The sequence below is a fragment of the Tessaracoccus sp. SD287 genome (genome assembly GCF_017355265.1).
Lineage (GTDB): Bacteria > Actinomycetota > Actinomycetes > Propionibacteriales > Propionibacteriaceae > Aestuariimicrobium.
This window is the reverse complement of the sequence record NZ_JADIJQ010000043.1, coordinates 1-19,283: the sequence shown is the minus strand read 5'-3', so window position 1 is coordinate 19,283 and position 19,283 is coordinate 1. Positions and strand designations below refer to the sequence as shown.

Annotated in this window: 20 protein-coding genes; 1 reads left to right on the top strand and 19 read right to left on the bottom strand. The window is 69.6% G+C overall.

All coding sequences use genetic code 11. From position 1 onward, the window contains the following. Positions 1-313: 313 nt before the first annotated feature. From tyrS to IPV09_RS12965, 14 genes are all read right to left on the bottom strand, one after another. Positions 314-1,582 (bottom strand): tyrosine--tRNA ligase, encoded by a 1,269-nt coding sequence (tyrS, locus tag IPV09_RS13030; RefSeq protein WP_207475698.1) that lies wholly within the window; start codon positions 1,580-1,582, stop codon positions 314-316. Positions 1,583-1,599: 17 nt separating this feature from the next. After that, positions 1,600-3,063: an argininosuccinate lyase gene (gene argH, locus IPV09_RS13025; protein ID WP_370590329.1), complete on the bottom strand. Its 1,464-nt coding sequence runs from the start codon at positions 3,061-3,063 to the stop codon at positions 1,600-1,602. A 15-nt stretch (positions 3,064-3,078) separates the two neighbouring features. Further along, entirely contained in the window at positions 3,079-3,585 is a 507-nt protein-coding gene (gene argR / locus IPV09_RS13020) for an arginine repressor (protein WP_207475697.1), read from the bottom strand. After that, on the bottom strand, positions 3,575-4,816 hold the full coding sequence (locus tag IPV09_RS13015) for an acetylornithine transaminase (RefSeq protein WP_207475696.1): 1,242 nt from the start codon (positions 4,814-4,816) through the stop codon (positions 3,575-3,577). Before IPV09_RS13015 ends, argR begins: the two co-directional genes overlap by 11 nt. Beyond that, the gene (argB, locus tag IPV09_RS13010) at positions 4,813-5,766 is read right to left on the bottom strand and encodes an acetylglutamate kinase (protein WP_207475695.1); all 954 of its coding nucleotides are present in this window, start codon (positions 5,764-5,766) and stop codon (positions 4,813-4,815) included. The genes IPV09_RS13015 and argB overlap by 4 nt, the downstream gene beginning before the upstream one ends. Next, complete coding sequence (argJ, locus tag IPV09_RS13005) at positions 5,763-6,947, bottom strand: bifunctional glutamate N-acetyltransferase/amino-acid acetyltransferase ArgJ (RefSeq protein ID WP_370590328.1); 1,185 nt, start codon at positions 6,945-6,947, stop codon at positions 5,763-5,765. The genes argB and argJ overlap by 4 nt, the downstream gene beginning before the upstream one ends. After that, positions 6,944-7,972: an N-acetyl-gamma-glutamyl-phosphate reductase gene (gene argC / locus IPV09_RS13000; protein ID WP_207475694.1), complete on the bottom strand. Its 1,029-nt coding sequence runs from the start codon at positions 7,970-7,972 to the stop codon at positions 6,944-6,946. Before argC ends, argJ begins: the two co-directional genes overlap by 4 nt. A gap of 44 nt (positions 7,973-8,016) precedes the next feature. Further along, positions 8,017-10,548, bottom strand: a complete 2,532-nt coding sequence (gene pheT / locus IPV09_RS12995; RefSeq protein WP_207475693.1) for a phenylalanine--tRNA ligase subunit beta — start codon at positions 10,546-10,548, stop codon at positions 8,017-8,019. After that, positions 10,545-11,657 carry a phenylalanine--tRNA ligase subunit alpha gene (pheS, locus tag IPV09_RS12990; protein WP_207475692.1) on the bottom strand — a complete coding sequence of 371 codons (1,113 nt, stop codon included), beginning with the start codon at positions 11,655-11,657 and terminating at the stop codon, positions 10,545-10,547. Before pheS ends, pheT begins: the two co-directional genes overlap by 4 nt. A gap of 18 nt (positions 11,658-11,675) precedes the next feature. After that, positions 11,676-12,518, bottom strand: a complete 843-nt coding sequence (locus tag IPV09_RS12985; protein ID WP_370590327.1) for a TrmH family RNA methyltransferase — start codon at positions 12,516-12,518, stop codon at positions 11,676-11,678. 19 nt (positions 12,519-12,537) lie between these two features. Continuing rightward, positions 12,538-12,906 carry a 50S ribosomal protein L20 gene (gene rplT, locus IPV09_RS12980; protein ID WP_207475690.1) on the bottom strand — a complete coding sequence of 123 codons (369 nt, stop codon included), beginning with the start codon at positions 12,904-12,906 and terminating at the stop codon, positions 12,538-12,540. 106 nt (positions 12,907-13,012) lie between these two features. Next, complete coding sequence (gene rpmI / locus IPV09_RS12975) at positions 13,013-13,219, bottom strand: 50S ribosomal protein L35 (protein WP_207475689.1); 207 nt, start codon at positions 13,217-13,219, stop codon at positions 13,013-13,015. A gap of 118 nt (positions 13,220-13,337) precedes the next feature. Continuing rightward, on the bottom strand, positions 13,338-14,165 hold the full coding sequence (gene infC, locus IPV09_RS12970; RefSeq protein WP_207475688.1) for a translation initiation factor IF-3: 828 nt from the start codon (positions 14,163-14,165) through the stop codon (positions 13,338-13,340). 181 nt (positions 14,166-14,346) lie between these two features. Continuing rightward, positions 14,347-14,904 (bottom strand): SseB family protein, encoded by a 558-nt coding sequence (locus IPV09_RS12965; protein WP_207475687.1) that lies wholly within the window; start codon positions 14,902-14,904, stop codon positions 14,347-14,349. Positions 14,905-15,010: 106 nt separating this feature from the next. On the opposite strand from IPV09_RS12965, the gene IPV09_RS12960 reads away from it, so the two are divergent. Further along, positions 15,011-15,568, top strand: a complete 558-nt coding sequence (locus IPV09_RS12960; RefSeq protein WP_207475686.1) for a hypothetical protein — start codon at positions 15,011-15,013, stop codon at positions 15,566-15,568. A 13-nt stretch (positions 15,569-15,581) separates the two neighbouring features. Here the strand turns inward: IPV09_RS12960 and IPV09_RS14710 are convergent, their stop codons facing one another. The 5 genes from IPV09_RS14710 to mshC form a co-directional block, all read right to left on the bottom strand. Continuing rightward, the gene (locus IPV09_RS14710) at positions 15,582-16,154 is read right to left on the bottom strand and encodes a PH domain-containing protein (protein ID WP_207475685.1); all 573 of its coding nucleotides are present in this window, start codon (positions 16,152-16,154) and stop codon (positions 15,582-15,584) included. Positions 16,155-16,164: 10 nt separating this feature from the next. Beyond that, positions 16,165-17,058 (bottom strand): ATP phosphoribosyltransferase, encoded by an 894-nt coding sequence (gene hisG / locus IPV09_RS12950; protein WP_207475684.1) that lies wholly within the window; start codon positions 17,056-17,058, stop codon positions 16,165-16,167. Positions 17,059-17,065: 7 nt separating this feature from the next. Beyond that, complete coding sequence (locus IPV09_RS12945; RefSeq protein WP_207475683.1) at positions 17,066-17,332, bottom strand: phosphoribosyl-ATP diphosphatase; 267 nt, start codon at positions 17,330-17,332, stop codon at positions 17,066-17,068. Between the two features lie 9 nt (positions 17,333-17,341). Next, the gene (gene pnuC / locus IPV09_RS12940) at positions 17,342-18,079 is read right to left on the bottom strand and encodes a nicotinamide riboside transporter PnuC (protein WP_207475682.1); all 738 of its coding nucleotides are present in this window, start codon (positions 18,077-18,079) and stop codon (positions 17,342-17,344) included. Positions 18,080-18,098: 19 nt separating this feature from the next. Continuing rightward, a partial coding sequence (gene mshC / locus IPV09_RS12935; protein WP_207475681.1) for a cysteine--1-D-myo-inosityl 2-amino-2-deoxy-alpha-D-glucopyranoside ligase occupies positions 18,099-19,283 on the bottom strand: 1,185 nt, incomplete at its 5' end.

The following is a 19,283-nucleotide window of genomic DNA, read 5'->3' as shown; positions in this document are numbered from 1 at the left end:
GTACTTGCACTTGCCCTTCGGCAACTTGCCCAACCTTACCCAGCCACCTCCAGCGAGTCAAACCCGACCGAAGCAGCCACACCATCCTGGGCGCGCTGCAGCCAGGACCCTCAGCGGGCCCCAAATGAGCACACGCCTCGTCCTGACAACAACTGTGATGGTGTCCCCGGGTCCGTCCCAGCCTCCCGGCCTGTCCGTTTCACCCTCAGGGCTTGATGAACATTACTCAGGCGCGCCCGGCTTGGCAAATCGGCGCCCCGGTGAGGTCACCGGGGCGCCGAAAGGGCTTGTCAGTTGGGTGTTGATGGTCGGGTCACCACTGGGGCCGGCTGAGCACCCCGACGGTCTTCTTCCCCCGGCGCAGCACGGCATGCCCGCCGGCCAGGAAGTCGTCCTCCCCCAGACGAAGCTCGGGATCTGTGACCTTGGTGTTGTTCAGGTAGGCGCCGCCCTCCTGGATCGCCCGCCGGCCGGCCGAACGGGACTCCACGACCCCGGCCAGCTGCAGCGCCTCCGCCATGTCGGGCAGGTCCCGGTCGGGGTCGAGGGTGGCCCCGCCGACCTCCGTCGCCACGTTGGCGAGGGTGCTGGCCGGCAGTTCGGCCAGGTCTCCGCGTCCGAACAGGGCTGCGGCGGCGTCAGTGGCGGCCCGGCGCTCGGCCGGTCCGTGGACCAGGTCGGTCAGCTCATCGGCCAGGGCCCGTTGGGCGGCTCGACGGAACGGTTCGGAGGCGGTCAGTGCCGCCAGTTCGTCGATCTCCTCACGGGACCTGGAGCTGAAGACCTTGATGTACTCGATGACCTTGGCGTCCTCGGCGTTCAGGAAGAACTGGTGGAAGGCGTAGGGCGAGGTGAGCTCGGCGTCGATCCAGACGGTCCCGCCCTCGGTCTTGCCGAACTTGGTGCCGTCGGCGCGGGTCAGCAGCGGGGTGGCCAGGGCGTGGACGTGGGTCCCCTCGGAGCGACGCACCAGGTCGGCGCCGGCGGTGATGTTGCCCCACTGGTCGGAGCCCCCGGTTTGCAGCACCACCCCGTGGCGGCGGTGCAGTTCCAGGTAGTCCATCGACTGCAGCAGGACGTAGCTGAACTCGGTGTAGGAGATGCCCTGCTCCAGGCGCTTGGCCACCACGTCGCGGGCGAGCATCCGGTTGACGGGGAAGTGCTTGCCAATGTCACGCAGGAACTCCACGACGTTCAACTGGCCGGCCCAGTCGAGGTTGTTCACCACGATGGCGGCGCTGTCGCCCTCGAAGCTGACGTAGCGGGCGACCTGGCCGCGCAGTCGCTCGACCCAGCCGGCCACCAGCTGCGGGGCGTTCATCACCCGCTCCCCACTCTCCTTGGGGTCACCGATCAGGCCGGTGGCGCCGCCGACCAGCAGCACGGGACGGTGCCCGGCCTCCTGGAGCCGTCGGGCGGTCACCAGTTGGATGAGGTGACCGATGTGCAGGCTGGGCGCGGTCGGGTCGAAGCCGACATAGAAACGAATCGGCCCTTTGTCCATCTCGGCCGCGAGCTTCTCGAGGTCGGTGGAGTGCGCGATCAGCCCGCGCCAGGCAAGTTCGTCCAGGACAGCATTCATGGGTGGCAGCCTAGCGATCAGACGCTGCTCGACGAGAACTCGTCTGCCCGCGCCAGTGCTGCGGCCACCTCGTCCAACTGTCGGCGCACCTGCTCCGGCGCGGTGCCGCCACGGCCGTTGCGCGAGGCCACCGAGCCTTCGGCGGTCAGCACGTCCAGCACCCCGGGGGTGAGGCGGGTGTCGATCTCGGTCAACTGTGCCGGCGTGAGGTCGGACAACTCGATGCCGTGACGCTCGCAGTAGCGCACGGCGTGGCCGGCGATCTCGTGGGCCTGGGCAAAGGGCACGCGCTGGCGCACCAGCCAGTCGGCGACGTCGGTGGCCAGGGAGAACCCGCGGGGGGCCAGGCTGGCCATCCGTTCGTGGTGGAAGGTCAGGGTGCCGACCATGCCGGCCACGGCCGGCAGCAGCACCCGCAACTGGTCGACTCCGTCGAACAGGGGTTCCTTGTCCTCCTGCAGGTCACGGTTGTAGGCCAGCGGCAGTCCCTTGAAGGTCGCCAGCAGTCCCGCCAGGTTGCCGATCAGGCGACCGGCCTTGCCGCGGGCCAACTCGGCCACATCGGGGTTCTTCTTCTGCGGCATGATGCTGGAGCCCGTCGACCAGGCGTCGGCCAGGGTCGCGAAGCCGAACTCGTGGGTGCACCACAGGATGACGTCCTCGCTGAGTCGGGACAGGTCGACACCGATCTGGGCCAGCACGTAGGCGGCCTCACTGACCAGGTCACGGGCTGCGGTACCGTCGATGGAGTTGGGCACCGAGTCGGCGAATCCGAGTTCCCGGGCGACCAGTTGCGGGTCGAGCCCCAGCGAGGTTCCCGCCAGGGCCCCCGACCCGTAGGGGCTGAGGGCGAGTCGCTCGTCCAGGCTGACCAGACGCTGGACGTCGCGCAGCAGTGGCCAGGCGTGGGCCAGCAGGTGGTGGCTGAGCAGCACCGGCTGGGCCGACTGCAGGTGCGTGCGCCCGGGCATGATGGCGCCGATGTTGTTGCCGGCCTGCTGGTGCAGGGCCGAGACGACCCCCACCACCTCCGCGGTGAGCAGGCGCACCTGTTCGCGCAGCCAGGAGCGGATGAGGGTGGCGATCTGGTCGTTGCGTGACCTGCCGGCCCGCAGTCGTCCGCCCAGTTCGGCCCCGAGGATCTCGGTCAGGCCACGCTCGAGTGCACCGTGGACGTCCTCATCGGTCGCGGCGGGGCCGAAGCGTCCGTCGGCGACGCGGGCGTCGAGTTCGGCGATGCCCTCGTGCATCCGGGACAGTTCGTCATCGGTCAACAGGCCGGCGGCATGCAGCGCCATGGCGTGCGCCCGGGACCCGGCCAGGTCGTGGCGGGCCAGGCGCCAGTCGAACTGCGTCGACTTGGACAGCGCGAACATGGCCTCGGCTGGCCCGCCCTGGAAGCGTCCGCCCCAGAGTTTGCCCTCGTGGCCCTCGGCCTGGTCGTTGCTCATCGAGTGTCCCTTCAGTTGTTCACGCGTCATGGATGCACTGCTTGGTCAGTCCGCATCGAGGGCTCCCCTGGTGCCGCGGGCCAGGCCACGCAGCCGCTCCACCACGCCGGCGCCGCTCTCGGCGTCCCCGGCGATCAGCAGCACCGTGTCGTCGCCGGCGATGGTGCCCACCACCCCGGGCAGGGATGCCCTGTCGATCGCCGAGGCGAAGTACTGCGCGGCCCCGGCCGGGGTGTGGGCGACGACGAGGTTCCCGGCGGGCACCACGTCCAGGAGCATCTCGGTGCACAGCCGCGCCAACCGCGTCAGGTGGCTGACCTCGCCGAGCGGTTCGTCGTCGGGGATGACGTAGCGCAGTGCGCCGTCGGCGTCGCGCTGGCGCACCGCGCGCAGCTCCAGCAGGTCCTTGGAGATGGTGCCCTGCGTGACCTGCACACCTTCGTCGGCGAGCAGGTCGGCCAGCTCGGTCTGGGACGAGACGGGGCGGGTCTCGATCACGTTCTGCACCAGCGCCCGTCGGGCTGCCCGGGACAGCTGTCGCTCAGCGGCCATCGCCGGTTCCCCAGCGCTGGTCAGCCAGCACGTCGGCCAGTGCGTCGACGAAACCGTTGGCCTGGTCGGCGGTGAGGATCAACGGGGGTGCGACCCGCAGCACGTGCGGGCGGGGGGCGTTGGAGATGAAGCCACGGCCGAGCAGCTCGGTGTTGACCTCGGCGGCGATGTCGGCGTCGAAGTTCACCCCACGCAGCAGTCCGCGGCCACTGACGTGGGTGACGTGCGGCAGTTCTGCGATGCGTCGGGCGAGCAGGTCACCCATGGTCGTGGCGTTGGCCAGCAGTCCGTCACGTTCAATGACGGCGATGACGGCCAGGCCCGCGATGCAGGCCACCGGGTTGCCCCCGAAGGTGGTGCCGTGCTGGCCGGGCTGCAACAGGTTCGCGGCGGCGCCCCGGGCCAGGACGGCGCCGATCGGGAAGCCGTTGCCCAGACCCTTGGCCAGGGTGACCAGGTCGGCGTCCACGTCGCCGGCGGCGAGCCACTGGCCGGTGCGCCCCATGCCGGTCTGCACCTCGTCGAACCACAGCAGGGCGCCGTGGGTGCGGGTGGCCTCGCGGGCCGCGGCCAGGTATCCGTCGGGCGGGCTGACCACCCCGTTCTCGCCCTGGATGGGCTCGATGATGACAGCGGCGACGGTCTCGTCCAGCGCGGCCCTCAGCGCCGCCTCGTCGCCGTAGGGGACGAAGGTGACCTCGCCGGGCAGCGGCTGGAAGGGCTGGCGGTACTTCTCGTTCCAGGTCAGGGCCAGCGCGGCGGCGGTGCGTCCGTGGAAGCTGCCCTCCATGGCAATGATCCGGGTGCGGCCGGTGAGCCGGGTGAGCTTCCAGGCGGCCTCGTTGGCCTCGGTACCTGAGTTGGTGAAGAAGACCCGGGCGCTGCCGATCGGGGCTCCGAGCACGGTGCCCACGAGCTTCTCGGCCAGCGCCACCTGGGCGGGGGTGGCGAAGAAGTTGGACACGTGGCCCAGGGTCATCAGCTGGCTGGTGATGGCCTGCAGCACGGCCGGGTGGGCGTGGCCCAGGGCCGTGACGGCGAGCCCGGACAGCATGTCCTGGTAGCGGTTGCCGTCGGCGTCCCAGACGAAGACGCCCTCACCGCGGACGAAGACCCGCTGCGGACCGCCGAAGGCGTTCATCATCACCTGGGAGTAGCGGTCGGTGAGCTCGGCCTGGGCGCCGGGGGCGGCGTGCAGGTCGGTGAGCTCGGTGCTGGTGTAGTCGCTCATGCGGGGGTGTCCTCATCGTCGGGAAGCGTGATGGCGCGCTGTTCGCGGGTCGTGTCGGCGTGGCCGTAGACCATGGTGCCGACCCCGTCGTCGGTGAAGATCTCGAGCAGCAGGCAGTGCTGCACGCGCCCGTCAATGATGGTGGCGCGGGGCACGCCGTGGGTGACGGCCCGTAGGCAGGCCTCCATCTTCGGCACCATCCCGCTCGACAGGGTCGGCAGCATCGCCTCGAGTTCGTGGGCGCTGATCTGGGTGATCACGTCGTCGGACTCGGGCCAGTTCGCGTACAGACCGGCGACGTCGGTCAACATGACCAGGCGCTCGGCACCCAGGGCGCTGGCCAGGGCCGCGGCGGCGGTGTCGGCATTGATGTTGTGGACCTGCCCGGTCTCGTCGGGGGCGACGCTGGCGATGACGGGAATGCGTCCAGCATCCAACAGGTCGCGGATCGACTCGGGGCGCACGTGCGCGACGTCACCCACCAGGCCAATGTCGAGGTCCTCACCGTCGACGTGGACGCTGCGGCGGGTGGCGGTGAACAGGCCACCGTCCTCACCGGACATGCCGATGGCCAGCGGGCCGTGGGCATTGATGAGGCCGACCAGGTCCCTGCCGACCTTGCCGACCAGGACCATCCGCACGACGTCCATCGCCTCGGCGGTGGTCACCCGGAACCCACCCTTGAACTCCGAGTCGATGTTCAGCCGGTCCAGCATGCTGGAAATCTGCGGACCGCCGCCGTGGACCACCACGGGCAGCACACCGCAGCGGCGCAGGAAGACGATGTCCTCGGCGAAGGCCCGCTTGAGTCCCTCGTCGATCATGGCGTTGCCGCCGTACTTGATGACGATGATCTTGCCGGCGTACTCGGTCAGCCAGGGCAGCGCCTCGATCAGGATGCTGGCCTTGGTGATCAGGCGGTCCTGGTCGTCCTTGCGGATCAGGCTCATGTGGAGTACTCCGCGTTCTCGGTGATGTAGCCGTGGGTCAGGTCGCTGGTCAGGATGCTGGCGCTCTCGGTGCCCGCGTGCAGGTCGACCAGCACGTGCACCTGGCGTCCGGTCAGGTCGACGTCCTCGCGCGGTGCGCCGATGCCGCCGCCGGTGCAGACCTGGACGCCGTTGAAGCTGACGTCGAGCTCGTCGGGGTCGAACTCGGCGGCAGTGGTGCCGATCTGGGCCAGCACGCGCCCCCAGTTGGGGTCATTGCCGGCGACGGCGGTCTTGAACAGGTTGCTGCGGGCGATGGCGCGCCCCACCTCGACGGCGTCCTCGACGCTGTCGGCGTTGACCACCTCGATGGTGATGTCGTGGTCGGCGCCCTCGGCGTCGGCCATCATCTGCTGGCACAGGTCACCACAGACCGCCACCAGCGCGTCCGCCAGCTGCGGGCCGTCGACCTCGACCCCGGACGCCCCGGAGGCCAGGGCGAGGACGGTGTCGTTGGTGGACATGCAACCGTCCGTGTCGAGCCGGTCGAAGGTGAGCCGGCAGGCGGTGCGCAGGGCCCGGTCGAGCACCAGCGGATCCACCCGGGCGTCGGTGGTGATCACGACCAGCATGGTGGCCAGACCCGGTGCCAGCATGCCGGCGCCCTTGGCCATGCCGCCGACGGTCCAGCCGTCGTCGGTGGTGATCTCGGCCTGCTTGGGGACGGTGTCGGTGGTCATGATGGCCGTCGCCGCCAACGGCCCACCCTCAGGGCTCAGCGCCGCCGCGGCGTCGCTGATGCCGGCCCGCAGCCTGTCCATGGGCAGACGGACCCCGATCAGACCGGTGGAGGCGACGGCGACGTCGTCGGCATGCAGCCCGAGGGCGGCGGCGGTCGCGGCAGCGGATTCCCGTGCGTCGGCCAACCCGCCGGACCCGGTGCATGCATTGGCGCCGCCCGAGTTCAGCAGGACGGCGCGGACGCGGTGGTTGGCCAGCACCACGCGGCTGTGGACCACCGGTGCGGCGACGACCCGGTTGCTGGTGAACACGCCGGCCGCCACCGCGTCGGGGCCGAGGTTGTGCACCAGCGCCACGTCGGCGTTGCCGCTGGTCTTGAGGCCGGCGGCCACGCCGGCGGCGGCGAAGCCCTGGGCTGCGGTGACGCCCTGTCCGTCACGAATCAAGTAGTACCCACTCACGGTGCGACTCCCACGCTGGACAGGCCGGTGGTCTCGTCGAGACCCAGGGCGATGTTCATGGACTGGACGGCACCGCCGGCGGTGCCCTTCGTGAGGTTGTCGAGGGTGGCCACCGCCACCAGTCGGTGGACCGACGCGTCGACGGTGACCTGCACCTGGACGGCATTGGACCCCACGACCGACTGGCTCATGGGCCACTGGCCCTCGGGCAGCAGGTGGACGAACGGTTCCGGGGCATAGGCCTGCTCGTAGGCGGCCCGGACGGCGGCGGCGTCGACGCCGGGCTGCAGGGGCGCGGTGCACACGGCCAGGATGCCCCGCGCCATCGGGACCAGCATCGGGGTGAAGCTGATCGACGGGTTGGCGGCCCCCAGCACCCGCAGGTTCTGCACGATCTCGGGGGTGTGGCGATGGCCGCCGCCCACGCCGTAGGCGCTGGCCGAACCGAACAGTTCGGCCCCGATCAGGTGGGACTTGGGTGCCTTGCCGGCCCCCGAGGAGCCGCTGGCAGCAGCGATGGTGACGTCACTGCCGTCGATGAGGCCGGCGGTGACGGCCGGCGCCAGGGCCAGGGTGGCGGTGGTCGGGTAGCAGCCGGGCACAGCCACCCGCTTCGCGCCGGCGAGCTGGGTGCGGGCACCGGGAAGTTCGGGCAGGCCGTAGGGCCAGGTGCCGGCATGCTCGGAGTGGTAGAAGCGCTGCCAGTCCTCGGCGCTGCTCAACCGGTGGTCGGCGCCGGCGTCGATGACGAGCACGTCCTCACCCAGCTGGGCGGCGACCTCGGCGCTGGCCCCGTGGGGCAGGGCCAGGAAGACCACATCATGACCAGCCAGGTTCTCGGCCGTGGTGGGCAGGATCTGACGGTCGGCCAGCGGCACCAGGTGCGGATGATGGGCACCCAGCGCGCTGCCGGCGCTGGAATGGGCCGTCAGGTTGCCGATGGTGACGTCCGGGTGCCCCAGCAGCAGCCGAAGCACCTCTCCCCCGGCGTAGCCGGTGCAACCGGCCACGGAAACAGTGATCATGGAATAACTATTGCACAACCGGAATAGTTATTCCACCGGCTCACCTAGGCTCGCAGTTGGGCGCCGAACCGTTCGGCGGCCACCGCCACGGCCGCATCCCGCGCCGCGGAGGCCTGCGCGTCGGTCAGCGTCGTCGTCCCGCGGAAGCGCAGCGCGAAGGCCAACGACTTCTTGCCGTCGGCCACCTGGGGCCCGGTGTAGACGTCGAACAGGTGCGCCTCTTCGAGCAGGTCGCCGGCGCCCTCAATCAGTGCCCGGCGGACGTCATGGCTGGACACACCGGCGTCGACGACCAGCGCCACGTCCTCCTTGGCCAGCGGGAACGGGCTCAACGGGGCGATCGTGCCGGGGCCTGGTGCGGCCGCCAGCAGGGCGTCCAGGTCGAGTTCGAGCGCAGCGGTGCGGGCCGGCAGGTCGAAGGCCGCGATCGCCTCGGGGTGCAGTTCACCGGCCAGCCCGATGACCTGGCCGTTGACCAGCAGTTCGGCGCAGCGTCCGGGGTGCCAGGGCGCGACCTGCGCCTGACGACGTTCGATGGTGACGCCGACCGCGGCGGCCACCCGCTCGGCCAGAGCGACCACGTGTTCCCAGCCAGCCGTCGGGCCGCTGCGGAACTGACCCTCTCGCCACGCCGGGGCGTGCCACTGTCCCGTCACGACCGCGGCCAGCAGTCGGGGCTGGTCGGGCAGGGACGCCGCCAGGGCGGCCAGGTCCTGGTCGCTGGGGCGTCCCGACACGCCCACCCGCGGGGCGCTGGGGCGCTGCGCGCCGACGAAGACCCGCCCGCACTCGAACAGGGCCAGGTCATCATTGCTGCGGCTGGTGTTCCTGGTGACGGCGGCGAACAGCCCCGGCAGCAGGGTGGTGCGCAGGAAGGGGTGGGTGTCGTCCAGGGGGTTGGCGAGCTTGACCAGGTCACGACGGGGGTCCTGCGCGGGCACCCCGAGCCGATCAATGTCACCGGCCGCCAGGAAGGGCAGGGTGATCTGCTCGACGAACCCGGCAGCCACCGCTGCCGCCAGCGCGTCGCGGCGTCCCCGCAGTTCGGCACTGAGGCCGCGGCCCAGGCCCACGGGAGGGGTCGCCGAGGGGATGTTCTCATACCCCAGCTTGGTGCCGACCTCCTCGATGTAGTCGTAGGGGTCGACCAGGTCGGGACGCCAGGTCGGCGGGACCAGCGACAGGCTGTCCCCGATGGCCGTGACGTGCACCCCGGACGCCTCCAGGGTGCCGATGACCTGCTCCCGGGTGATCGGGAAGCCCAGGATGGCCGACGGCTTGTCAGCCTGCAACTGTTGGCGGGGCATGGGTGCCACGCCCCCGACGACGGTGATCTCCTGGGCCAGGGTGCCGCCGGCCAGGTGGGCAATGAGCTCGGCGGCGCGCCGTCCAGCGGGCAGGGCCAGGGCGGTGTCCACGCCTCGGTCGTACCGCTTGGACGCCTCCGAGGGCAGCTTGTGCCGACGGAAGGCCCGACCAATGGTGGCGGCGTCGAAGTGTGCCGCCTCCAGCACGACGGTGCTGGTCTGCTCCGAGATGCCGGTGTGACGTCCTCCCATCACACCGGCCAGGCCGATGATGCCGGAGCTGTCGGTGATCAGCAGGTCGTCGGCGTCCAGGCTGCGCTTGACCTCGTCCAGGGTGACGAGGGTTTCACCGGGGCGGGCCTTGCGCACCACGATGGGACCCTGCAGGGTGTCGCCGTCATAGGCGTGCAGGGGCTGGCCCGACTCGAGCATCACGTAGTTGGTGACGTCGACCAGCAGCGAGATCGGTCGCATGCCGGCCTGGTCCAGTCGGCGCTTCATCCAGTCGGGGGTGGGCGCGGTCGCGTCGACCCCGGTGATGGTGCGGGTGACGAACAGTGAGCAGGAGGCGTCCTCGACGACCACGGGGTAGCCGCCCTCGACGGGGACGATGGCGTCGGCCGACGGCTTGTAGGGGTCGGTGAACCGCACGTTGAAGGCCTGCGCCGTCTCGCGGGCGATGCCACGCAGCGACAGGCAGTAGCCGATGTCGGTGGTGACCTCGGTCTCGAGGACCTCTGCGCGCGCGTCCAGGACGGCCAGCGCGTCGGCGCCGGGAACCGCGCCGGGGGTCGCAGGGTCGATGACCATGATGCCGTCGTGGCCCTCGCCAAGGCCCAGTTCGTCCTCGGCGCAGATCATGCCGTCGGAGACGTGGCCGTAGGTCTTGCGGGCCGCGATCTGGAAGTCGCCGGGAAGGACGGCCCCCGGCAGGGCCACCACGACCAGGTCACCGGGGACGAAGTTGTCGGCGCCGCAGATGATGCCGCGTCCGTCCTCACCCTCCACGTTGTTGCGCGGGTCCTGGGCGTCGACGAAATCCGGGCCCACGTCGACGCGGCACCAGTTGATGGTCTTGCCATTGCTCTGCGGTTCGGCCCGCTTGGACAGCACCTGGCCGATCACGACCGGTCCACTGACCTCGCCGCCGAGGGTGACGATCTTCTCGACGGTGACACCGGCGCGGGTCAGCCGGTCGGCGATCTCGCCGGTGGGCGTGTTCTCGGGCAGGCTGACCAGGTCACGCAGCCACGAAACGGGAACCTTCATCGGGCACCTCCGAGCAGGGAACGGCTGAAACGGATGTCACCCTCGACGAAGTCGCGCAGGTCGGTGGCGGAGTTGCGGTTCATCACGGCGCGGTCGACACCCATGCCGAAGGCGAAACCGGAGTAGACCTCGGGGTCGATGCCGGCGGCGACCAGCACCCGGGGATTGACCACACCGCAGCCCCCCCACTCGATCCACCCCTCGGAGCGGCAGGTGCGGCAGGGACGCTGCGGGTTGCCGACCGACTCGCCGTGGCAGACGAAGCACTCCAGGTCGACCTCGGCGCTGGGCTCGGTGAAGGGGAAGTAGTGGGGACGCAGTCGCGTCCGAACGTCACCGAAGATGGCCCGCGCGAAGTGGTCGAGGGTGCCGCGCAGGTGCGCCATGGTGATGCCCTTGTCGACGCACAGGCCCTCGATCTGGTGGAAGACCGGCAGGTGGGTGGCGTCGTACTCGTCCGCACGGAAGACCTTGCCGGGGCTGACGATGTAGATCGGCGGCTCGCGCCGATCCAGCATGGTGTGCACCTGCACCGGGGAGGTGGAGGTGCGCAGGCACTTGCCGTCCTCGACGGGGTCGATCCACAGGGTGTCCTGCAGTGCCCGGGCAGGGTGGTCCGGCCCCAGGTTGAGGGCATCGAAGTTGAACCACTCCGTCTCGAGCTCGGGACCCTCGGCGACCTCCCAGCCGAGGGCGACGAAGACGTCGGACATCTTGTCGATCAGCGCGGTCACCGGGTGCGGGGCACCGACGGGGGCGCTGTCGACCGGGACGGTCATGTCGACGGTCTCGCTGGCCAACTGGGACGCCAGCTCAGCGGTGCGCAGTTCGGCCTCGCGCTCGGCCAGGGCCTTGTTGATGGCACCCCGTGCCTGGCCGACCCGTTGACCGGCGTCCTTGCGCGCCTGGGGCGGCAGCGCGCCGATCTCGCGATTGGCCAGCGCGATGGGTGAGCGGTCACCGGTGTGGGCGATGCGGGCCTGCTTGAGTTCGGCCGTGGTGGCCGCAGCGCGGATGGCGGACACGGCCTCGGTGACCATCGCCTGCACCTGGTCGGCGTTCAGCGGCGTCACCTGCACCGGGTCAAAGTTCGTGTTCGGCCCACTCATGGGGCTCCCTCTTTCATCTCAGATCCGGTACTCGGGTTCGCTGGGGTTGGGTCCCCGCTGGGCGCTGGCGGTGGCGTAGAGGCACACCGCGGCAGCGGTGGACAGGTTCAGCGACTCGGCCTGACCCCACATCGGCACCCCGACGACCTGGTCGGCCAGTGACCGTTCCAGTTCCGGCAGCCCCCACGCCTCGTTGCCCATGATCCAGGCGGTCGGACGATTCAACTTGTCGTGCTTGGCCAGCTCATCAAGGCTCGCTCCCCCACCGTCGGCGGCCAGCACCTGCAGGCCCTGGCTGCGGAGCCGCTCGACGGCATCGGCCAGGTCGACGCCGGTGATGACCGGCAGGTGGAAGATACTGCCCACGCTCGCGCGCACGGTCTTGGGGTTGTGCAGTTCGACCGAACCCTTGGTCAGCACCACCGCGTCGGCGCCGAACGCGTCCGCGCAGCGGATCACGGTGCCGGCGTTGCCGGGGTCGCGCACCTGGGCACAGATGACCACCAGCAGCGGACGGGTCACGTCGGCCCAGGTGGCGGGCACCGCCCGGGCAATCGCGAAGACGCCCTGGCTGGTGACGGTGTCACTCAACTGGGCGGCGTCCTCGTCGCTGGCCAACCAGGTCTCCTCGGCGGTGCCCAGGGTGAGCAGGTCGGCGTGGCGGTGCGGGTCGGTGGCGATCAGCGCCTCGACCTCACCATGCAGCAGCGCCTCACGCACCGCCTGCACGCCCTCGACCAGGAAGCGTCCGGACTCCTCGCGTCCGCGGCGCTGCAACAGCCGACGAGCCGACCGCAGCTGGGCGCGCGGAATCAGTTCGAGTTCCACGGCCCCCGCCTCGGTCGGCCCGTTCATGTCCACTATGGGGAATCGCCCCGACTCAGGCTGCAGCCGGGGTCTGGTTGTCCTTGGCGGTCTGGACGAGCGCAGCGAAGGTCGCCGGGTCGTTGACGGCCAGGTCAGCCAGGATCTTGCGGTCCACCTCGACGCCGGCGTTCTTCAGGCCGTTGATGAAACGGTTGTAGGTCATGCCCTCGGCGCGTGCACCGGCATTGATGCGCTGGATCCACAGGCCACGGAAGTCGCCCTTCTTGGCGCGACGGTCGCGGTAGGCGTAGGTCATCGAGTGCAGGACCTGTTCCTTGGCCTTGCGGTACAGACGTGAACGCTGTCCGCGGTAGCCCGAGGCCATCTCGAGAACTTCGCGACGCTTCTTGTGGGCATTCACAGAACGCTTGACGCGTGCCATGGTGTATCTCCTTGTTCTTGCGACCCACCTGGGTGGGTCAATGCGTGTGGGGTGCCAGCGTGCTGGCGGGCCGGCCGTGGCGCGGGACGCCGGTGACCAGTGGGGGTCAGCGGGTCTTGTAGCTGCCGAGCAGCTTCATGACCTTCTTGGCGTCGCCCTTTTCCATGGTGGTGTCGCCGGCGAGACGACGGGTGCGCGTCGAGCTCTTGTTCTCCAGAAGGTGCTTGCGGCCTGCCTGGCGGTGCATGACCTTGCCCGAGCCGGTCACGCGGAACCGCTTCTTGGCACCCGAGTGGGTCTTCATCTTCGGCATGTTGCCGCTCCTATCGTTGCTTGCTCCGCTGGCACGGAGTTGCGTGGCTTGCAGTGGTTGCCTCGCTGGGCGCGAGACATTCGGGTCGGGGGGCCGACCCGGGCAGAACTCAGCTGGCTCAGAGGTCGATGTCGGGGTCCATGTTGTCGGCGGGCCCCTTCTTCTTCTTCGTGGTGGGCTGGTGCTCGGCGCGAATCTTGGCTTCCTCGACCCGCTCCGCCTCCTGGTTGGCGGCCCGCTCGGCGATCCTGCGATCACGTTCCACGGCGATGTCCTTGCTGGCCTCGGTCTTCTTGCGCACCGGTGCCAGCACCATCAGCATGTTGCGCCCGTCCAGCTTGGGGCTGGACTCGACGAAACCGAACTCGGTGACGTCCTCGGCCAACTTGTTCAGCAGGTTGACACCCAGTTCGGGACGCGACTGCTCGCGGCCACGGAACATGATGGTGATCTTGACCTTGTCGCCGCCCTTGAGGAAGCGCACGACGTGGCCCTTCTTGGTGTCGTAGTCGTGCGCGTCGATCTTGGGACGAAGCTTCATCTCCTTGATGACGGTGTTCGTCTGGTTGCGACGCGACTCACGGGCCTTCTGGGCGTTCTCGTACTTGAACTTGCCGTAGTCCATGAGCTTCGCGACCGGCGGACGCGCCTCTGCAGCGACCTCGACCAGATCCAGGTCATGCTCCCGGGCGAGCTGCAGAGCCTGCTCGATCTTGACGATGCCGACCTGCTCGCCGGCGGGGCCGACCAGTCGAACTTCGGGAACTCGGATCCGGTCGTTGATACGCGGTTCGGTGCTGATGGTGCCTCCAAGGTAGAAAATTCTGATCTGGTGACCCGGTCCTGCGGCAGGTCCGGTGTCCGGGAAACAACAAAGGCCCCCGCGGATACGCGAAGGCCTGACACACCTGCCCGGTTGCCCGGACGCACGCCCATGCCGCAGCATGGTCGTCCACCACCGTGCGGTGGTGCGGTACCGACCCGTCGAGTGGTCTCGATCAGGTGGGAGGTCAGGCCTCCACTTCACTGGACCATGGCAGATGCCCGGTCACGAGGGCTGACTCTACCCGATGGCCGCCGCCCGCGCGAAATCGGTTGCCGGCCCCGCCCGGACGGTCTGCGGCGCCTCAGTCCTGCAGGTACATCCAGCCGAACCCGCCGTCGGCAAGTTCCACCAGACGCCGGCCCTGGGCCAGTTCGCCCACCAGGTCCGCACCCACCAGCAGCGGGGTGGGTCCGGCTGCGTCCACCAGCAGCAACTCACATCCCGCCTCGGCGACCGTGGCGGCCACCTCACCGAGGTCACCGGGCACCGGACGTGCCCCCTGATGCCACGCGGTCAGCGAGTCGAGGCCCGTGAAGACCAGCAGGGCCTGCTCCCCCGCCGCGTTGCGGACGCTGACCGCCGCCAGTTCTGCGTGACGGTCCGGGTCGGGGCCCTCCATCGACTCGTCGCCCTCGGCCACGATCGGCATCAGCAACCGCGCCTGGCCCAGAGCGGCGACAGCCCGCAGGTACCCGATCCGCGGGTCGGGGTCACCGGCTGCCGCCCGGGCCAGGGCCGTCCGCACGCCCGGGTCGGCGGCGCCGGTGTCACCCAACCACCGGGCATTGGGCTGGGCCAGGGTTCGCGACGTGCCGAGCAGGTGTTCGGGAAGGCTCGGCCGGTCAGCTGCGTGGGACATGGTCCGAGGCTATCGGCTCGTCCGCCTCGGATTCCGCGGGAAACATCAGGGTGGAACCTGCACCATGTCGAGCCCGATGGCGGGGGTCGTGTGGTTGGCTGGACGCATGGACACCGCCACCATCGCCATCATCGTCACCGCCGTGCTCGCCGTCGCTGCGCTGGGCTGGACCATGCTGGGCGTGCAGCGCCTGCGTGGCAACCGGCACCTGTTGCAGGGCATTGGTCTGATCCTCATCCCCATCGGTCTGTGGCTGACCGGTGTGATGGAACTGCTCGTGGAGGGCGTCGAGGCCGTCTACCGCTTCTTTGCCGACAATGCGCTGGACACCCTGGCCATCGCCGGGCTCATCGTCCTGGGCGTCGGGGTGCTGCTCTTCCTCGCCTCGGCGATCATCAAGCCGGTCAGCCGCGCGGACTCCAAGGAGCGACGTCAACTGCGCAAGCAGGAGCAGCAGAAGTTTGCCGCGGCCCAGGCCGCCAGCGAGCAGCGCTCTGTCGGGTCGGGTTCGGTCCACGCGCCGGCCAAGAAGGCCGAGGTGGGCGCTGCCGGCAGCCAGGGTGCAGTCGCACCGAGGCCCGCCGCCCAGCAGCCAGCCTCCAAGGGGCTCTCCAGCGAGGACGCCGAGATCGAGGCCCTGCTCAAGAAGCGCGGCATCGAGTGAGTGTGCGCGGGCCTCAGCCGTGCGGCAGCAGCGCGCGATGCGCCTTGATGTAGGCGCGCACCTCGCGAACCCGTTCGGTGGCGGCGGCACCCTCCTGGCGCTGGATGCCCAGCACCATCCGGTCGCGGCCCTCCGGCTTGTCGGGGGTGGGGGCCAGCCGCAGGTAGGCCCAGGTGTCGCCGGGGCCATAGAGCAGGTCGACCACCTCGTCCCAGCGGTGGAAGGCGCTGAAGACGCCGTTGCGGACGGTGATGCCCTCACTGGTCAGCGTCATGTGCGACAGGGCGATGCCCATCATGAAGGCGATCATGAACACCATGAAGAACAGCAGCGTGCCGATCTGGGGCCAGGTGAACGTCGCCCGAATCTCTTGTTCGAGCAGGAACCACAACCCGAAGAAGCAGACCGCCAGGCTGATGCTGAGGATCGTCGCCATCCGCAGCACCGGGGCTGAGCGGTAGACCCGCTTCTGGCCCGGCGCCAGCGGTTCGACCACCGGCAGCGGGGTCCGAGAGCTGGCGCGCTCGTCCAGTTCTGCACGCAGTGACGGCGGGACGTCCTCGCCCGGGTGGGGCTGCTGGCTCACGGGGTCCCCCTCACAGACGGCAGGCGGCGAGGTCGGTCAGCAGGATGCCACGAGCACCCACCTCGTAGAGATCGTCGAGCAGTCGCTGGCTGTCGGCGCGTGGCACCAGGGAACGCACGGCCACCCAGTCGTCCTTGGCCAGCTGTGAGACCGTCGGCCCGGACAGTCCGGGGGTCAGTTCGCAGGCTGCGTCGAGGTTGCTCTTGGCGACGTTGTAGTCGACCATGACGTAGCTGCGGGCCACCAGCACGCCGTCCAGGCGACGCAGCAACTGCTGCACCGAGGCGTTCTGCAGCGAGATGCCGTGGTGGCTCACCACGATCGCCTCGGACTCGCAGATCGAGTCGCCGAACACGTCGAGACCTGCCTTGCGCAGGGTCGAGCCGGTCTCGACGACGTCGGCGATCGCGTCGGCGACGCCCAGCCGGATGGCCGACTCGACCGCACCGTCCAGGGGGATCAGCCGCGCCTGCAGCCCGTGGCCGTCGAGGTACTGCTTGACCAGTCCGGGGTAGGAGGTGGCGATCCGTCGTCCGTCCAGGCCGGCCAGGTCGTGGATGTCTCCACCAGCCGGTGCCGCGAAGCGGAAGCGCGAGCGTCCGAAGCCCAACGGCTTGACCTCAATGGCGCTGGTGCCGGAATCGATCAGCATGTCGCGACCGGTGATGCCCAGGTGCAGCGTGCCCTCACCGACGTAGACCGCGATGTCGCGGGGACGCAGGTAGTAGAACTCGACGTTGTTCACCTCGTCGATGAGCACGAGTTCCTTGGGGTCGGTGCGCTGCCGGTAACCGGCCTCGCGCAGCATGACCGAGGCTGCCTCGCTGAGCGCACCCTTGTTGGGCACGGCGATCTTGATCGGCCCACCATTGGGGCTGGCGGGCACAACAGGGGTATCAGTCATTGCTCTCTCACAAGTAGCGGTAGACGTCGTCCAGGTCGAGGTTGAGGGCCAGCATCATCACCTGCAGGTGGTAGACCAGCTGGCTGATCTCTTCGGCAGCCTCTTCCTTGCTCTCGTACTCGGCCGCCATCCACACCTCGGCGGCCTCCTCGACGATCTTCTTGCCGATGCCGTGGACACCGGCGTCGAGACGTGCGACGGTCCCCGACCCCTCGGGGCGGGTACGGGCTGTTTCGGACAGTTGGGCGAAGAGCTCTTCGAACGACTTGCTCACCCCCACACCCTACCGCCCAGTCGTGGACGGCCCGTCCACGGCCGCTGCGGTGGCCTCACCGGCGGCGGCCACGGCGAGGCGGGGCTCGGTCGGCGCGTTGCGCTGGATCGCGACCCACCGGGTGAAGCCCCAGAGGACGAACACCGCGTAGATGGCGTACATGATCGCCGACGGGTAGTACCCGGCCATCAACAGCAGCGGCACGCCGACGATGTCGACACCCACCCAGATCAGCCAGAACTCGGTCCAGCCGCGGGCCATGCCGTAGGTGGCCAGGATCGAGCCGGTCAGGATCCAGGCATCAGCGGCCGGGCCCCACGAGCCGAGCGCCTTCAGGACGAAGTAGAAGGCCACGAAGCCGACCACGGCCATCACCAGCAGTTGGACACGGCCACGGCGACCGGCCCAAGTGGGCTGGACGGCCACGCCGCCCTGGTCCTGGTGGGAGTTGCGGTAGCGGGCCCACAGCACCCAGCCGTAGACGCTGGTGGCGAAGAAGAAGACCTGCCGCCCAGCCTGGCCCCAGAGGTCCAGGTTCTGGGGGGTGTTGAACACCCCGCCGAGGAAGACGGTGAACAGGATGATGTTGCCGACGATGCCGATGGGCCAGGCCCATACCTTGCGGGTGGCCCCGAGCAGGGCCGAGGCCAGGCCGAAGCCGTTGCCGATGATCTCGCGCCACAGGATGGGCGCACCGAAACCGAGGTCGAGCTGGGCATTGAGCAACCGGGTGAGCAGGTCGAGCATGGGGTGCCCTTTCGGTCGGTCAGAGCGCGATGCCGAGCAGGGCGTCGACGAGTTGGACGAAGACGGGCGCGCCGTTGTCGTCACCCTCGACGCTGAGGCTGGCACCCACCCAGGCGTCGATGGCGGCGATGGCGCCCGGCGCGTCCAGGTCGGTGCGCAACGCGGTCCGTACTGCGGTGACCAGTGCGGTGACGTCGAGGGTCTGGTCGAGTCCGGCGGCCTCGCGCCACTGCGCCAGCCGCTCGGTGGCCCGGGTCAGTTGGTCGGGGGTCCACTCCCAGTCCTGGCGCCAGTGGTGCGAGAGCAGCGCGAGCCGCACCGCCATCGGGTCGGCGCCGTTGGCCACCAGTCGGGAGACGAGCTCGAGGTTGCCCTTGGACTTGCTCATCTTCTCGCCGTCCAGGGCGACCAGGCCGGAGTGCAGGTAGGTGCTGGCGAAGTCCTGTCCGGTGAGCGCGTGGGCCTGGGTGGCGCACATCTCGTGGTGCGGGAAGACCAGGTCGGCGCCGCCGCCCTGCACGTCGAAGGTGGTGCCCAGGTACTCCAGGGCAATGGCGGTGCACTCGATGTGCCAGCCCGGACGCCCGGTGCCCAGCGGCGACGGCCACGCCGGTTCGCCCGGTCGGGCCTGCATCCACACCAGACAGTCCATCGGGTTGCGCTTGCCGGGACGCTCGGGGTCACCGCCGAACTCGAGGAACCGGGACATCGCCGTCTGCTCGCCCAACCCCGAGACGTCCATGAAGGTCTCGTCGCTGGCGACGTCGAAGTACCAGTCGGCGTGGGCGTCATCGGTGAGCTGGTAGACCATGCCCTTGTCACGAAGGGTTTCGATGACTCCGACGACCAGGTCGATGGTCTCGGTGGCACCCACGTAGTGCTCGGGGGCCAGCACTCGCAGGGCGGTCATGTCGCCGCGGAACAGGTCGGTCTGGGACTCGGCCAAGGTGCGCCAGTCGACCCCGTCGCGTTCGGCGCGCTCCAGCAGCGGGTCGTCCACGTCGGTGATGTTCTGCACGTAGCTGACGGCCAGCCCGAGGTCGCGCCACACCCGGTTGAGCAGGTCGAAGCTGAGGTAGGTGTTGGCATGGCCCAGGTGGGTCGCATCGTAGGGCGTGATGCCGCAGACGTACATCCGTGCCGTGCCCGTCTCGGGGCCGGTCTCGACCAGGCCACCGGTGGCCGAGTCGTGCACGCGCAGTCG

Bases quoted from the DNA above. Each gene is read 5' to 3' on its own strand.
- argH (WP_370590329.1), bottom strand. From the start codon at position 3,063: ATGACGCGTGAACAACTGAAGGGACACTCGATGAGCAACGACCAGGCC.
- pheT (WP_207475693.1), bottom strand. From the start codon at position 10,548: ATGAAGGTTCCCGTTTCGTGGCTGCGTGACCTGGTCAGCCTGCCCGAG.
- argC (WP_207475694.1), bottom strand. From the start codon at position 7,972: ATGATCACTGTTTCCGTGGCCGGTTGCACCGGCTACGCCGGGGGAGAG.
- tyrS (WP_207475698.1), bottom strand. From the start codon at position 1,582: ATGAATGCTGTCCTGGACGAACTTGCCTGGCGCGGGCTGATCGCGCAC.
- IPV09_RS12965 (WP_207475687.1), bottom strand. From the start codon at position 14,904: ATGTCCCACGCAGCTGACCGGCCGAGCCTTCCCGAACACCTGCTCGGC.
- IPV09_RS13015 (WP_207475696.1), bottom strand. From the start codon at position 4,816: ATGAGCGACTACACCAGCACCGAGCTCACCGACCTGCACGCCGCCCCC.
- argR (WP_207475697.1), bottom strand. From the start codon at position 3,585: ATGGCCGCTGAGCGACAGCTGTCCCGGGCAGCCCGACGGGCGCTGGTG.
- pnuC (WP_207475682.1), bottom strand. From the start codon at position 18,079: ATGCTCGACCTGCTCACCCGGTTGCTCAATGCCCAGCTCGACCTCGGT.
- rplT (WP_207475690.1), bottom strand. From the start codon at position 12,906: ATGGCACGCGTCAAGCGTTCTGTGAATGCCCACAAGAAGCGTCGCGAA.
- infC (WP_207475688.1), bottom strand. From the start codon at position 14,165: ATGCTGCGGCATGGGCGTGCGTCCGGGCAACCGGGCAGGTGTGTCAGG.
- IPV09_RS12960 (WP_207475686.1), top strand. From the start codon at position 15,011: ATGGACACCGCCACCATCGCCATCATCGTCACCGCCGTGCTCGCCGTC.
- argB (WP_207475695.1), bottom strand. From the start codon at position 5,766: ATGAGCCTGATCCGCAAGGACGACCAGGACCGCCTGATCACCAAGGCC.
- pheS (WP_207475692.1), bottom strand. From the start codon at position 11,657: ATGAGTGGGCCGAACACGAACTTTGACCCGGTGCAGGTGACGCCGCTG.
- hisG (WP_207475684.1), bottom strand. From the start codon at position 17,058: ATGACTGATACCCCTGTTGTGCCCGCCAGCCCCAATGGTGGGCCGATC.
- rpmI (WP_207475689.1), bottom strand. From the start codon at position 13,219: ATGCCGAAGATGAAGACCCACTCGGGTGCCAAGAAGCGGTTCCGCGTG.